Consider the following 15,498-nt stretch of genomic DNA (forward strand, 5'->3'; position numbering starts at 1 on the left):
CTCTAAGTCCGTATAAGGAAGCAAAGCATAAGCATCTCTTTTATAGAAGTAAACGGTCAAATGAACTCTGTCACAACAAATGGATCTGATAATATATTTCCTGACGTGAAATAATTTAATATGAAAAGAGCACGACAGTAACGATTGTAACGAGTAGTACCAACTTACGTAAAGCCAACAACCAATGGGATTAAAGTAACCTCTGCTACTAAACAAACCAAGATAGGCAAACAGCATTTATTCTGTTTGCTTGTTTCTCTCCTATATGTGACAAGTTAAACTGTAGAAGCAATCAATTTTTTTGATTTTCTATATATTTGAATATAATATAACTTCCCTCAACATCCTATAACAAGATCTCCTCATGCTTACTTATATCTTCTTCTACCTAACCTCTTTATGACCATAAATTATATTCTTACAACTAATCTCCTAATCTTCTTAATTTTATTTGTATTATTAAAATAGTATTGACAGTATAATTAATAAGATTTATATTTATGACAATGATAATCATTTTCACACAAAATATAATCAATTAAAGGAAGGTTTTTACAAATGAATTCAAAACGAAAAATGCCTTTTATAACAACATTATTAATTGCCCTGCTAATGCTTGTACTTGCTGGGTGTTCTAGTAATCAATCTAATTCAGATTCAGAGCAATCATCAAACAAAGAATCTAATTCTGAAACATCTCAAACAGCTGATTCTGAAGAAGCAAACGCTGAATATCCAATCGTGATTAACCATGCATTTGGCGAAACAACGATTGAAGAAAAACCGGAACGTGTTGCTACTATTGCATGGTCAAATCATGACGTTGCTCTAGCTCTTGGTGTTGTGCCAGTCGGATTCTCAGCTGCAAATTACGGTGTTCAGGATGATAGCGGAATGTTACCTTGGACTGCAGAGAAATTACAAGAGCTTGGTGAAGAAAATCCTAATATCTTTCAAGATACTGATGGTTTAGATTTTGAAGCAATTTCAGATTCTAATCCGGATGTCATTCTTGCAGCATACTCAGGTCTCACTCAAGAAGAATATGATACATTAAGTGAAATCGCTCCAGTTGTTGCTTATCAAACTAGCCCTTGGGTCGCTTCATGGAGAGAACAAGTTACTTTCAATTCAATGGGTATGGGAATGACAGAAGAAGGGGAACAACTGATTGCTGATACAGAACAGTTAATTCAAGATAAGAAAAATGAAAACCCTGAATTTGAAGGTAAAAAAGCTGCTTTCGTAAGTATTAATGCTGCTGATTTATCTAACTTCTATATTTACTCAGCCACAGACCCGCGTGGTGCCTTCCTTACTGAGTTAGGCTTTGAATATCCTGAAAGTATTTCAAGCCAAATTGATCCTAACAGCTTCTATATAGAAGTAAGTGCCGAAAATGCTGATATGTTGAACGATGCCGATATCTTCGTAACATATGGTAATGAAAATACACTTGCAACGTTACAGGCTGATCCTATTTTCGGACAAATTCCAGCGGTTAAGAGAGGTTCTGTTGTAGTTATTGAAGATAACACACCACTTGCAGCTGCAGGAACTCCAAGCCCGCTTTCCATTAATTTTACCATTGACGAGTACGTTACTTTACTCTCAGAAGCAGTAAGCAACGTGGAATAATGATTACTTCATCCGTTTCAGAAAATAAGCAGTTTCTTTTACCGAAGAATTTTATAAAGATATTGATTCTTTTTATCATCTTACTAGGTATTAGTGTATTGGCTTCTCTTGCCTTTGGTTCTCGTATGGTAGGATGGAATGAGCTGATGAATGGCTTTTTCCATCCTGAAGTGCAGACACACGGAGCTAATGTAGTCCGCCAAAGAATTGCCAGAACGGTATTTTGTCTTATGTGTGGTGCTGCATTAGGCGTTTCCGGAGCACTTATGCAATCCGTTACTCGTAATCCTATTGCGGACCCTAGCATATTAGGAGTAAACATAGGCGCAGCACTATTTGTCGTTATTGGTATTTCCTTTTTAAACATTGGATCTGCTGGTCAGTATATTGGGTTTGCATTAGTAGGAGCGATATTAACTGCGATTTTTGTATTCGGAATTGGTTCTATGGGGAGTGGCGGTGCCACGCCCCTTAAACTCGTTTTAGCGGGAGCAGCTACAAGTGCCGCGTTATCCTCTCTCGTTATGGCCATTATGATTCCTCGCTCAAGCGTTATGGACCAATTCAGATTTTGGCAAGTAGGTAGTGTTGGAGCAGGAAATTGGGACTCTATCTCTATTTTCACTCCTTTTCTTATTTTTGGGATACTTATAGCATTATTCACCGCTCCAGCATTGAATGCTTTAGCCTTAGGTGACGAAGTAGCCAAAGGCTTTGGAGTACGCACTGGCACACTTCGAATTATTGCTTCTTTTGGTGGTGTCTTATTGTGTGGTGTAACAACAGCATTGGCAGGGCCGATTGGCTTTATAGGGTTACTCGCCCCCCATTTGATTCGACTTATGATTGGTCCTGATTTACGTTTTGTTATTCCGATGTCAGCACTTTCAGGTGCCATTATTTTAACATTATCCGATGTCAGCGGCAGACTTCTTGGTAGTCCTGGTGAGTTAGAAGTTGGTGTCGTTACAGCCTTCATTGGTGCCCCTATTTTAATCTTATTAACTATGAAAGCGAAAATGCGTGCATTATGATGAATGAATCTATTACTTTAAATCATATTATGATAGGTAGAATAAAGAGGCGCCGCCGTTTTATTCTCGTAACTTCCTTACTTGCAATCATTTCCTTGGCACTTTGCTGTACGATGCTTATGCTCGGAAATACAATCTATCCCGCTCTTGATGTTGTGCGTGTTCTCCTAGGTGAGGATGTAAAAGGTGCCTCGTTTGCAGTTGGTACAATCCGCCTGCCAAGAATGGTTGCCGGTGTCTTTGCTGGCTTTGCTTTCGGGATTGCTGGAACGGTATTTCAGACGATGTTACGTAACCCTTTAGCAAACCCAAATGTAATTGGAATTACAGCAGGTTCAAGTGCTGCCGCTGTATTCTGTATTATTGTTCTTCAGACCAGTAGTATGTTCGTTTCCATTGCCTCTGTAGTGGGCGGCCTTGTTACAGTAATCATAATTTTTCTTTTATCAAAGGGAACTTCTTTTTCAATTGGCAGATTAATATTAGTCGGAATTGGAATTCAGGCTATGTTAAATGCTGTTATTTCCTATTTATTGCTTATTGGACAGCACCACGATATTCCTACTGCCATGAGATGGCTAACTGGAAGTCTAAATGGAGCTAAGATGGAGACTCTTTATCCTCTTATCCTAATTGTTCTAATCTTCGGGCCTATTATCATCCTATTTGGGAAACAATTAGAAATGTTAGAACTCGGAGAACAAGCAGCAACGTCACTTGGTATCTATACTGATAAGACGAGACTTATACTTATTGTCAGTTCTGTGCTTATTATTGCATTAGCTACTGCTGCAACAGGGCCGATTGCTTTTGTTGCATTCCTTTCAGGACCTATCGCCAAAAGATTAGTTGGTGTTGGATTTTCACCTCTTATTCCAGCAGGACTTATTGGAATTATTTTAGTTTTAGGAGCTGATCTGATTGGACAGTTTGCTTTTGTTGCTCGATATCCTGTAGGTGTCATTACAGGTATTCTTGGTGCACCTTATCTAATCTACTTGCTCATTCGAATGAATCGAAAGGGAGATTTATAATGAAACCCACTCATATTTTTAACTCTGAAGGAATTACCGCTGGCTACGATGATAGTACCATTTTACATGATGTTACTATCAGCATACCCAATAATAAAATTAGCGTGATTATTGGAGCCAACGGTTGTGGGAAATCTACACTATTAAAAACGATGGCCAGACTTATTAAGCCGACTTCCGGACAGGTTACTCTAGACGGAAAATCAGTTAATAAAATCCCCCCAAAACAACTGGCACGTGTGTTAGGACTTTTGCCGCAGTCACCTATTGTTCCGGAGGGAATAACCGTTGCTGATTTAGTTGGGCGTGGACGTTACCCCCACCAAACATTTTTAAAGGGTTGGACAAAACAGGATTATGAAGCTGTTACCGAGGCAATGGAAATTATGAATATCACTGAATTTGCTGACAGAAGTATTGATGAACTTTCCGGTGGTCAAAGACAGCGTGTATGGATTGCTATGGCTCTGGCACAACAGACAGACATATTGTTTCTTGATGAACCAACAACCTTTTTAGATATTACCTATCAAGTCGAAATTCTAGATTTACTAACAGATCTTAACAGAAAACGCGGAACAACCATTGTAATGGTCCTTCATGATATTAACTTATCAGCACGATACGCAGACCATATTTTTGCGCTTCAAAAAGGGCGGCTCATTGCAGAGGGGGCGCCATCGGAGGTTATTACAAGTACATTAATAGAAGATATCTTTGGCCTTCATTGTACAGTAGTATCAGACCCCGTTTCAGGTTCTCCTTCCGTAGTACCGATTGGACGTTATCATAATAGACTTAAGGTGTATTCATAATTTTAAATTTTAGCAGGTAGTGAAAAGGTCCATGTGAAAAGGGGCATTTTACTACCTGTTATTTTTTTCGGCTGAAATCTTCACAAGCTGTTTAGCCATTGTAATTGAAAGAAGAATTAACGATAAAAAACTCTTTAAAAAGGTAAATCATGTAATGCTGAAGAATAAATTAAGTAGTTAAAATTAAATTGGAGGGATTTATAGTGACTGAAGAGGATATTTTCGAGCAGATTGAACTCCTCGAGCATGAAATCATGGAAAAAAAGAAAAAGCTAGCTCAATTAAGAAAATCAGTTCCCGATAAAAAAGCAGCAAACTACCAATTTACTAATTCGGAGGGAAAAAAAGTAAATTTACTAAGCCTATTTCAGGATAAAGATGAACTTATTGTTATTCATAATATGGGAAAAAGCTGTTCTTACTGTACGATGTGGGCGGACGGCTTTAACGGTGTGTACGAACATATAACTCAGAAATGTGCCTTTGTCCTCTCCTCTCCTGATACACCAGAAGTACTAGAAGATTTTGCAGCCTCTAGAGGTTGGAAGTTCCCTATCATTTCCACTATAGGCACTACATTTAAACATGATTTTGGATTTGAAAAAGATGGACATTACTTGCCTGGGATTTCTATCTTTAGAAAAGATTTAGAAGGCTCCATTTTTCATCATGCAAAAGCGCCCCTTGGACCAGGGGATGATTATAATATTGTTTGGCATCTATTCGATCTACTGCCATCAGGTTCGGAAGATTTTCAACCTAAGAGTAGATACAACTCTCAATCTCTATTTCAATTAACTAATAATGTAGCAATACAAGTTAAAAACTATAAAGAAGCGATTAACTTTTATGAAAAGTCATTAGGTATGAAACTTGAAAAAAGCTATGAGAACGAAGCAAGATTTTCGGTAGGGAGAAACCACTTTTTTGTAGAAGACTCAAAAGGAAATAATGTTTTCTTTGAATTTGCTGTTGATGATTTTCAGCAGGCCATAGAGAGGTTAGTAGATCAAGGCTGCACAATAACAAATGAATATCATGAAAGAAGTGTTATGGTGGCAGACCCATTCGGTTTGAAGTTTCATTTATATGAGGTAAAAAAGTAAAAAACCAACCTATAGAGAGTGCACATTATTGGTGTGGGAACTCTATAGGTTTGATTTTGTAGTTTAGTAGTTTAGCCCATCCCATTTGTTCACCTTGCTTATTTAAGAGGCAAAAAAGCTTAGGTTATTGTGTTTCCGCCTTTATATATATTGGTAATCATTTCATACTTCGTGTTTATTTTAAGGAAATTCAACAAAGTATAAATTGCATAAAACAAAAACATAACACAAAGACCGATAAATAAAAGGGTTCCAATATAGATGGGGTTAAAATGAATTCCCAAGATAGTTGTTTCTTTACCCATCCTATAGAAAATTTCTAACGGCGTTCCCTTCTCAGGAGATATCGTGTAAAAGTAATTTGATTTGTAAGGAGACATCCATTTCATGAACAAGTTGTTCACAACGATTGAAATTAAGAACATTGAAGTTATAATCCACGCTGATTTCCACAAAATTTTAAAATTAATATGAATCAAGTTATTAAAGTAAGCCCACAATACGACTCCCACGATTAGCATATGCCCCCACAGATACGCCATTCCCTGCCATGTGAGTATCGTAGTATAGTTTGTAAGACTGTCAGCAAACACTATACTTAGCATAGCAGCTGGAAGGTTAAAACAAAATGCAATTGAAAATAGAATTTTACTTCTAAGTAAAAATGCAAAGAATAAGAGGAAATTAGCAAGATGGCAAATTTGTAGTGGAATTTCTTCAGGGATGATTTGATTTACTTTATAATAAATTTCAACATTACGCCCAACTAAAAGAACAATTCCTATAAGTGAGAATCCCATCCCAATTAATCGCAATGTCTTTTGGTTACAACGCTTAAAAAGAAAATAAAACAATAGTACAAAAATAAAAGGACTTATCATAAAAAAGAAATGAAAAGGACTCCACATTTCAAATGTCATTGACTCTACCTCCCTTTCCTAAAATTTTACTTTATACGTCTGTTTTATTTTAGTCTAAATTAAGGAAAGTAAGAAGCTAAAAATTATAAAATTTCATTAAGCTTAAATTAATGGGGTGCTCAGCAACAATAGAGAAATTATCTACAAGGATTAAACCATTAATAAAAGGAGACCGTTTTGTTCGGTCTCCTTCTCTTTATTTAAGTGTTTTTAATACATCACTATTTAATAATACTTCCACTCTCAATTTTACCACTATTTGTGATAAGGTTCACCGTGATTATTTAAGAGGCAAAAAAGGCATTGGTGAAACCTTTATCCAATGCCTTTTTCTTTAATATTTTAAATTTTTATTTTAGAATTTGACTCTTAATATATTCTTCTGTATTACTGAATAAATTTGTAAATGCTCCATTAGTATACTCAAAAATATTATCATTTTCATCCACAACAATTAAAATACCTTCTATTCCTAAATTTTGAATGACAATATACTTGTCTAATTCACCATTTGCTAAGGTACGTTCTTCTTTTGTGGATTCTACGACATTTAAATATCCACTCACACCTAAACCAAATATTTCATCCGTTCCTGCTGAAATTACTCCGTATTTCTTAACAATCTCTTTATAAGAACTCGGGAAAGCAACATTCAATTCTTTTTCAGCTTGTTTAATTACGTCCTCATCTATTGGCCCCACTGTTCTAATATCAGCATTATCTAAAATATTTAATACATCCATTATTCATTACCTCTTTCTTCTAAGACTTGTGCTGCACGCTCTTTCCAATGGTCTTCACGTTCTTTTTTAAATTCTTGACGGTTTATATCAGATTCAACCGTTTTGTCATGTAAAATGCCGTCATTCCCTGGCCCCCTATGCTCTTCAACCTTTAATTCAGCTAAAGGAGAGTCTGATTTTTGGCCAATATGATGTAATTCTATAGGTTTTCCATCAACCAGTGGCGGCAACCCTTGCTGCATTCTTTCTAAGTTTGTCCGTCCTAGAGGATCCACTGCATCATAGTCTATATCTGTACGTTGAAGTACTTCACGGCCATTTACTTCACCTTTTTCTAGGTTAGCCTCTTCATAGATAGCCTTTTCTTCTTCTGATGCTTCATCTAATGCTTCGTCCAAGGTTTTATATTCTTTCGCGTCCTCAGTTAACTCCCATACTTTTCCTTCTTTTAGTTCTCCGACAGAGGAATCATCCAACGGTAATTTTTCAATATCTGTATTCCACTTATCTTTATCACCTGTTTCAACTTGTAATCTTTCTGTCGTTTTTGCTAATTCAATCACTTGATTTTACCTCCCCGAACGGCTTCTATCCAAGACTCATAGATTTCACGGTTATTCATGATTCCGTCCGTATGTAACAAACATTGAATGGTCGCCATTAAATATTCGTGGGATAATCCAGGAATTTGTTTTTCGATAAGCTCATATAAGCATCGATTTAATTCCTTAATATTGTGACTTTCCTTCACATATTTGGGTACATTTGTTTTCCCATTCAATAGCTCATAGACTACTTTTGATAATTCACTAAACATATCCTTTTCAAATAATTTACTTCGATAGGATTCTTCATGGACTGCTCTTTGAATCGTAATTTTCACCTTTGTTGATAGTAGCAATCCTTCAGCAAATTGATTAAGGTGTTCTTGCTCATCAACTTCAGCTTCACGAACACGCTTTTGTAATAAAAACTTAAGAATTCTCTTTTTCTTCTCAGATGTATTTACAGTTTGTTTAAGAATAGATTCTTGATATAATTTTGAACTTTGATTAAAAAAATTGATTTTACATAACACTGGTTCAACCCAATCATTCTGAAACACAACAGCTACACCTTGAGGCAATTTGATAATTTCATCTAATTGCTCATCCTTCATACCTGCTGATTTTCCAATTAAACGTCGATCCGTTTCATCTGGTAAACGCATAATTATTTTCGTATTCGTGTTTCGGACTGCTGACATGTCTAACGTACTCGGAGATTGATCTGCAATAATAAAGCCTTCACCAAAAGTTCTCATTTCGGCAATTGCATTCGAAAGCATTTCTACAGATTTCCCTAATACATTTGAGCTTTCACTCTGTTGTTCTGTGCTTGTACGCTTTAAAATATTATGTGCTTCTTCTAACACAGTCACATGTTTCAATGGTTCATTCATGCCAATTGCATTCGCCATTCGATATTCACTTAGTCGCATCACAAGAATCCCCATAATTAATGCTTTTGTTTCTGAAGATCCGACTCTACTTAAATCAACAATAACATTTTGATCAAATAAAAGTTCATTATCTAATTCTTTAGAACAGAAGATTTGACCGTTAATACCATTTGTTAATGATTTAATACGTGTCACTAAAGACCCAGTGTAATTTCCTTTTGTCTCCGCATCGTATGCAGAGTGTTGGATGACTTCTTCTAAGCTGTTTAAAATGTCCTTAAATGTAGGAATACTATCTGAATGTTCATTTACAGAGTACTCTAAATCCCAGCCACATTGTTCATATGAATGAATGATCGCTTCTTTTAAAATAGCTGGCATTGCTGCATACATTGGCCAACACACATTGAATATTTCAACCAATCGGTCAATATGTTCTAAGACGTGAATATCTTCAGGGAACGAAAATGGATTGATTTTTAATAACGTTGATTTATTAGGATTAGTTCCTAGTACTCTTACATCTGAATTATGTCCAAAAACATGTTTATATTCACCCTTTGCAGGCTCGATTACTAAAAACTTAATTCCCTGATTTTTTAGTTGAAGCAGGATTTCATAAACGGTATTTGATTTACCAGAACCTGTCGAACCTGTTATAAGTGTGTGCATCGATAGACTTTGCAAATCAATTTTTACACGCGAATTGGTAGGTTGTCCCATATTGTAAATAGAACCTAAATTAATATTGCGCCCTTCCGTTTCACGATAAGTAACAACTTCTTGAGCAAATTCTGCATGTTCAATTACAGGGAAGCCATTTATCGACTTACGAGGTAAACTCATATGAATTGCTAATTCTTTCCCACTTACTAATGAAGTGGGCAAAATTGGCCACTCTATCCCCTTATTACTGTAAGTAAATACTGGATGTATGAAGTTCTTTACATAATTTTGAATTTCATGAGTTTCTTGCTTATTCCCAGACCAACTAGAGATATGAGATATCTCTACTCCTGTATTTTCACCTTGCATTAAAGATTTGTAAGTAGCAGCCGCGATGTCTGCCGCATACGGGGTATCAGACATAAAATATGCCGCACATTCCCACATACCTAAACTCTCAAATTCTTGAATTCTTTCTAATTGTTGGTCAATTTTACTTAAATAACTTTGAATGGTTTTATTATGTTGTGTTAGTTGAATTGTTTCTGTATTTCCAATTGTTGTACCTAAAGCATCTGAATGGCTCTCTGTAGTTGTTTGTGACACTGCCTCTGAACTACCAGTCGTTGTAGCTGAGCTAGTATTATTTGAATTCGTGGTTCCAACAGTTGTACTTATTGTCTCATGGGTAATTGCAGCAATCGCCCCACCAGCAAGTCCTCCAAGGGCTCCTCCAATTAATGTTCCTATTCCAGGTACAACACTTCCTACCATTGCCCCAGCAACCGTTAACACACCAGCTGCTGTTTTACCTGCAGCACTTTTACCTGTATTGTTTGAATGGCTAGTTGTCGTATTGGTAGATTCTGAAGATCCGACTGTATCCGTAGTAGACTTATTTTCAGTATGAGTCATACCTTCTGTGGTACCTTGAGTATGAGTTCTTGTCTTATTAGTAGATTCATTTAGTCCATATGAAACTTGTGTGGTTGCTAATGGCGAAAGCATCGAATAAATATTCTCATATTGTTTTCTTACTTCTATTAATTGGTTCGTATTTGTAGGATTGGCTAAAATAACTCCTGTAAAAACTTCACCCTGCATTGTTAAAGCCAATTTCTCTAAACCTTGAATGAAAAATTGATTGTTTTGTAATCCACTATCTTTGTAATTAGCTACTCCTGTAACAATAGATACAGCGTTTGTACCGATTCCATCTAATATCTCTTCAATCTCATCTTTTAAAACATTTTCAGTTTTAATCCCCGGAAAATGTCCATTCATTGCATTTTTCAACGTATCATATGATGTTTTTGTGCTATTACTTTCATTAAGTGAGCGGATTCCCATATAAAAGTCAACTTTCGTTCCATCGCTATCTACTAAAATAAAAACAGAACTTTCTGTTACAGCCCCTGCGTTTAACACACTGGATAATTTATACGTGGAATCCTCATCTTTAGCATAAACAATCTCATTAATTTTAAACATCCGTACTGATTTTGCTAGATTTTTTTCTAATACACTTTGATCTAACGGGATAATATTCATCTGTTCTAATTTCGAGATATAATTTTTAAAAACAACATCATCTACTACTTCAAAAGCCGTACTTACCTGCTCTTGGAAGGTATTAAATTTAGGTATGAAAATATCTTTTTTAGAAGATTCAACTAGTTGGATTTCTGACATATCAAATACATTCCTTCACTATTTTTTCACTAAGTAATATGTAATTCCACCAATGACACAAGTTGCAATTACAGTACTCGTTGCAATCTTACCAATAGTCGCATCTCTAATTACCCCGAATAAAATAGATGCGGCTGCTACTCCAACAGCTGTAATTAAAGAAACCATTGTACTACTATCAACATCTCTTGATGAAGATTGAGGGTGACCGCTTACTCTTGGATAAGACTGGTTATATTCTGACGGCTCTCTAGTTGATGAATTTGATACTGGTATTGCTTTCGCTTTCGGTGCTGCATATTGCTCTTGAGCCATTACTTTATCAGCATGTACAAAACGCTGAACTTCTTTAATATGGGCAATACGTTCAGAAGAAAAGTTATCCATCAAATCTGCCTTGATATCACTCGCATAATCTCCATTCCAGTTTTTCTTTCCTTCAAATGTTGTACCATCATGAACTTCTATTAATGCCGGAATCCGCGCAATTGAATAATCCAACATTTCTTGAAACTGTCTAAATGTAATATCCATTGTCAAACTATTTTTCATCATTATCCTAACCCGATTAGTATCCCCTGCCATTACAGCTTCTTTAAACTTATCTGAGAGCATAAGCTACCTCCTCAATTTCAATGATATTGTTTACTTTTCTTTCAATCTTTTCAAGCCATTCTAGTTTTTTCTTTGATTCTTCGATTAATTGTTGAACTGTTTCTGCATCATTTGTGAATTGTGTTAATTCATTTAGCTTTTCACGTAATAATTGGTCTACTTTTTCAAATTTACGGTTATATTCAAACTTTAATTTTTTCATCTCTTCTTTTGCATGTAGCTCAATTGATTTTGCAAGATTACGTGTATGTTCTTCAATTAATACTACATATTCATCTGCAATTACTTGTGCTTTAATTATCTCTCGATTTTCACAGACATCTTCTGTTACATAATATGGCTTCCAGACTTTAAAGAATCCAAAGAATCCTTTTCGCTCTTCATTTTTAACTTGCTTTTCTCCAACTTTTACACGCTCTGTATATTTAGCTGCTTCCATGATTCGATTTTCCTCTTGTGTGAAGTCTATTTCTGAAGAGATTAAATGGAAAGGTTCAAAGAAAATTTCATCTGTTTCTAAACCATCAATCAAATTTACAATCTTATTTTTATACTCTTCTAGTAATTGCATCGCCGTATTAACTAATTTGTTATCAACTAACTTTTCCAACTCAGTTGCTAGTTTTGCCTGAGACTGGTTTGCATGATTAGATAATTTATTTATAAAGGTATCTGCCTCACTTCGTGTGAATTCTTGGTTGACTGTACCAGTTAAAAACTTGTCCATTTCCTTTTGTTCTTCTCGTAATATTTTTTTTGTTTCACTTTTTACTTCAGTCATAACATCTAAAGCGGCAATTTTTCCTTTAAATTTCTTCGCCTCTTCACCAGAATTTAATTTATCTTCAATAATAGAAATTTGCTCACGAATTTGTGCGTGCTTTTCCGTATTTTTTGCAATCGCATTTTTCGTTTCTTCAAATGCTTTAGAGCTTTCCAGTTTTTTATGGAACGTATCAACTACATTTTTAATTTTTGCTGTGCGCGCGTATTTCTCAACATACAATTTAATAGTTTCCTCAATAGCTGGGATACCTGAGTGAATTAATGCTGTTTCTAAATTCATTATATCGCCATCATCAACTTGTTCTAATCGCTCGAAAATTTTCTTCTTCGTACTTGATGTTAATGTCGCATAATTTTCTAAATGTAACTGATTATTACGATTAAGTTTGCGTGCTGTCATTAATATCTCATCTTCTAAATCTTCATCAATTGCAGCTGGGTTTTTCATTAATTCCCTAATATCTAGTGCAGGAAGTGCTGCTGCTGGAAATAAGTTTGGATTATGAATATCACGATCTGCTAAGTATTTTCGAACTTTTTCTAAGGACTGTTGAACATCATCATCGCCTTTACGGAAATTATCGATTTTATTAACGACAAATAAATAGCGATCTTTTGATTGTTTTCCCCCTACTTTCATACTGTTTGCTACAGCGTCAAGCAGTTTAGAATCATCATTAACACCTAATTGTGTCGCATTTAAAATGTATAATACCAGCGCCTTTGATGATTCATCTAAATTTTTAAAAGTCGTTTTTAAATGGTTTTCGTTACGCGAATTATTTGGTCCAGGTGTATCAATTAAGACTAGTGACATTTCTTCAGTAGTGGTAAACGGAATATCTCCTTCAATATGAATTGTAGATACATTTTCATCAGAATTTAATTTTGACATATCTTCAAGTGTTACATCATTTACACTTTTAATCTTATTTCCATTATCATCATAAGCAACTGCGAAAAAATCTTGGTCATCCGTATCTTTAATCCTAGCAATTGTTGCTGTACATGCTTCTTGACTCGATGGCATGAATTTACGTTGTAGCAAAGAATTAATTAACGTCGATTTTCCAGCACTCATGGTTGCTACAACTGTAATTTCAAATTCACTATTTAACGCTTTCTTAAAAGCATCTTGCAAGTCTTTTGTCTTTAATTCATCAATTGGGCCATGAATAATTTCATCAAATACTTCTTCAATCGCTAACTCCATATGTGTGACTTCTTTTGCTGGAATATGGGATAAATAAGTCATAATTCCTTTTGCTTTTGCTTCTTCAACTGATTCTTGTAAATCTTCAAAGTCCATTAATGTTCCTTGAAAGGTTAAATCAAAACTGTCCTCATTACATTCCTCTTGCAATAACATTGGTAGGTCTCCAACCCACTCTTGTAAACGTTTGTCTCCTACATTTAGTTCACTGTTATCTGCTACTATTTCGCCATCAATTCGAACGACTGTTTCAAGTTTATACGGATTATACTTAATAAAAATTTCTGTCATCATTATCCGTCCTTTCCTACAAGTTCTGCTTCTAAATTTGCTATACCAGACTGTTTTAAAATGTTTTTTGTTTCAATTAATGAAAGGTGTTGGTGATTCCCATAAGGTGATAAATCCCATTCCTTCCGATTAAACTTACGTTTAAAGAGAGTTAATTCATCCGCTTCTTCTTCATCCAAGGCTTGTCCTAATAATTCAATTTTAAATAAAAAAGCCGCATAAGCTGAAAGCGGAAAAACTCTAGGCTTTTTAAACTTAAGTCCTTTTAGATGTTTTACTACTTGTTTAAAGCTTGTTTTAATTGAATCTTGTTCTTTTCGGAACTGGTCTACTTTATTAATTATAAAAATGATTTTTGAATGATCTACATGCTCTCTTATGAACTCTAAATGCTCTAAATCATCATTACTTCCCAAGTGATTTCCATTCATAACATAAAGTAAAAAATCAAACTGGTTTCTTTTAATCATTTCATGCGTAATTTGTTTATGTTCAGGGTCAACAGAAGAGTTAATTCCTGGTGTATCAATTAATTCCCAAAGGAGATTATCTCTCATGTGATACATGCTACTCCGAATTTTAATATTCGAATTTTCTTCGTTATGTATAATGGTCGCTACATCTTTCTTTAATTCTAGCTGCTTATCTGGAAAAACACAGATAACATCAGCAGCTTCTGGATCCTCCATGATTTCATAGGTTCTAGCAGTACATGATTCGTTTTTTGTTGCCATTATTTTCTTTCCAATAAGGGCATTAATTAAAGTTGATTTGCCCGCACTCATGGTAGCTGTAACAATTATTCTCTTTACTAATGTTCCATCTTTCGAATTTCCGTTGAAGCCGATGCTTTCCAACAGGTAATCAATTTCATTTGCTAATTTTATTGGATGTTTTGGATTGATCACAAATTCATGAACTAATCTTGGTAATTCATCCACATAATCTTTATATCGATGGATGTAAAACTTATTTCTTTTTAGTTGTGTGTACTTCTGATTAATAAACTTTGATTCATTAATTTGCTCAGAAAAAATACTAGATGCATATTTATTGATTAACTTCCTTGATTTCGTGAAATCTGATGAGTATTTTTTTGCAAAATAGTATAAAATGGCTAGCCAATTTTCCTTAAAACTATTAGTTTCTTCTATCAATTTAATCACCTACCAATCTACTTTTTCTATGCCACTCTGATTGCTATCTTTCTTGATCATTTCGACTACTAAATTCGGAGTGTGGTTTTATAGAATTGTTACTTATAGACAGACGACTTTAATTCATTTATCACTCATGCCTTTTTAACTTTATTCTAGTGCTATTTTACTAAAGAAACTTATAGAAACATGTCACTATTTGTCGATAATTATGCGCTTATGTAGGAAATTGTAATCAATTTCCTGTTCCACATACAAAGATAGCCTTAAAAATTGCCTCCCTGTACATTTCCACCTCTAAATATTATATCATTTCAGCTGATTATCTCGTTGATTATCCTTAATAT

General features: G+C 34.9%; 12 protein-coding genes. 5 read left to right on the plus strand and 7 right to left on the minus strand.

Annotated features, from left to right (window positions below):
* Positions 1-558 precede the first annotated feature (558 nt).
* The 5 genes from K9B36_RS13315 to K9B36_RS13335 all read left to right on the plus strand — a co-directional run bounded on the left by K9B36_RS13315 (position 559) and on the right by K9B36_RS13335 (position 5,627).
* Positions 559-1,638: an iron-siderophore ABC transporter substrate-binding protein gene (locus K9B36_RS13315; RefSeq protein WP_223702700.1), complete on the plus strand. Its 1,080-nt coding sequence runs from the start codon at positions 559-561 to the stop codon at positions 1,636-1,638.
* The gene (locus K9B36_RS13320; protein ID WP_223702701.1) at positions 1,638-2,672 is read left to right on the plus strand and encodes a FecCD family ABC transporter permease; all 1,035 of its coding nucleotides are present in this window, start codon (positions 1,638-1,640) and stop codon (positions 2,670-2,672) included. The genes K9B36_RS13315 and K9B36_RS13320 overlap by 1 nt, the downstream gene beginning before the upstream one ends.
* The gene (locus K9B36_RS13325; protein ID WP_223702702.1) at positions 2,669-3,706 is read left to right on the plus strand and encodes a FecCD family ABC transporter permease; all 1,038 of its coding nucleotides are present in this window, start codon (positions 2,669-2,671) and stop codon (positions 3,704-3,706) included. The genes K9B36_RS13320 and K9B36_RS13325 overlap by 4 nt, the downstream gene beginning before the upstream one ends.
* Positions 3,706-4,521, plus strand: a complete 816-nt coding sequence (locus K9B36_RS13330) for an ABC transporter ATP-binding protein (protein WP_223702703.1) — start codon at positions 3,706-3,708, stop codon at positions 4,519-4,521. Before K9B36_RS13325 ends, K9B36_RS13330 begins: the two co-directional genes overlap by 1 nt.
* Positions 4,522-4,724: 203 nt before the next feature.
* Entirely contained in the window at positions 4,725-5,627 is a 903-nt protein-coding gene (locus K9B36_RS13335) for a DUF899 family protein (protein WP_223702704.1), read from the plus strand.
* Positions 5,628-5,746: 119 nt separating this feature from the next.
* Here K9B36_RS13335 and K9B36_RS13340 read toward each other — a convergent pair whose 3' ends face one another.
* The 7 genes from K9B36_RS13340 to K9B36_RS13370 form a co-directional block, all read right to left on the minus strand.
* Positions 5,747-6,547 (minus strand): TMEM164 family acyltransferase, encoded by an 801-nt coding sequence (locus K9B36_RS13340; protein WP_223702705.1) that lies wholly within the window; start codon positions 6,545-6,547, stop codon positions 5,747-5,749.
* 350 nt (positions 6,548-6,897) lie between these two features.
* Complete coding sequence (locus tag K9B36_RS13345; RefSeq protein WP_223702707.1) at positions 6,898-7,290, minus strand: SMI1/KNR4 family protein; 393 nt, start codon at positions 7,288-7,290, stop codon at positions 6,898-6,900.
* Entirely contained in the window at positions 7,290-7,853 is a 564-nt protein-coding gene (locus K9B36_RS13350) for an HNH/ENDO VII family nuclease (protein WP_223702709.1), read from the minus strand. Before K9B36_RS13350 ends, K9B36_RS13345 begins: the two co-directional genes overlap by 1 nt.
* Positions 7,850-11,089, minus strand: a complete 3,240-nt coding sequence (locus K9B36_RS13355) for an ATP-binding protein (protein WP_223702711.1) — start codon at positions 11,087-11,089, stop codon at positions 7,850-7,852. The genes K9B36_RS13350 and K9B36_RS13355 overlap by 4 nt, the downstream gene beginning before the upstream one ends.
* Positions 11,090-11,107: 18 nt before the next feature.
* The gene (locus K9B36_RS13360; protein ID WP_223702712.1) at positions 11,108-11,704 is read right to left on the minus strand and encodes a hypothetical protein; all 597 of its coding nucleotides are present in this window, start codon (positions 11,702-11,704) and stop codon (positions 11,108-11,110) included.
* Positions 11,691-13,997, minus strand: a complete 2,307-nt coding sequence (locus K9B36_RS13365) for a dynamin family protein (protein ID WP_223702713.1) — start codon at positions 13,995-13,997, stop codon at positions 11,691-11,693. The genes K9B36_RS13360 and K9B36_RS13365 overlap by 14 nt, the downstream gene beginning before the upstream one ends.
* Positions 13,997-15,160, minus strand: coding sequence for a dynamin family protein (locus K9B36_RS13370; RefSeq protein ID WP_223702714.1), 1,164 nt, complete (start codon positions 15,158-15,160; stop codon positions 13,997-13,999). Before K9B36_RS13370 ends, K9B36_RS13365 begins: the two co-directional genes overlap by 1 nt.
* Positions 15,161-15,498: the final 338 nt, after the last annotated feature.

This window comes from Sutcliffiella deserti (assembly GCF_020037475.1).
GTDB classification, from domain to species: domain Bacteria; phylum Bacillota; class Bacilli; order Bacillales; family Bacillaceae_I; genus Sutcliffiella_A; species Sutcliffiella_A deserti.

Coding starts and splice junctions, on each gene's coding strand:
- K9B36_RS13320 (WP_223702701.1), top strand. CDS start 1,638: ATGATTACTTCATCCGTTTCAGAAAATAAGCAGTTTCTTTTACCGAAG.
- K9B36_RS13365 (WP_223702713.1), bottom strand. CDS start 13,997: ATGATGACAGAAATTTTTATTAAGTATAATCCGTATAAACTTGAAACA.
- K9B36_RS13355 (WP_223702711.1), bottom strand. CDS start 11,089: ATGTCAGAAATCCAACTAGTTGAATCTTCTAAAAAAGATATTTTCATA.
- K9B36_RS13315 (WP_223702700.1), top strand. CDS start 559: ATGAATTCAAAACGAAAAATGCCTTTTATAACAACATTATTAATTGCC.
- K9B36_RS13330 (WP_223702703.1), top strand. CDS start 3,706: ATGAAACCCACTCATATTTTTAACTCTGAAGGAATTACCGCTGGCTAC.
- K9B36_RS13340 (WP_223702705.1), bottom strand. CDS start 6,547: ATGACATTTGAAATGTGGAGTCCTTTTCATTTCTTTTTTATGATAAGT.
- K9B36_RS13325 (WP_223702702.1), top strand. CDS start 2,669: ATGATGAATGAATCTATTACTTTAAATCATATTATGATAGGTAGAATA.
- K9B36_RS13360 (WP_223702712.1), bottom strand. CDS start 11,704: ATGCTCTCAGATAAGTTTAAAGAAGCTGTAATGGCAGGGGATACTAAT.
- K9B36_RS13345 (WP_223702707.1), bottom strand. CDS start 7,290: ATGGATGTATTAAATATTTTAGATAATGCTGATATTAGAACAGTGGGG.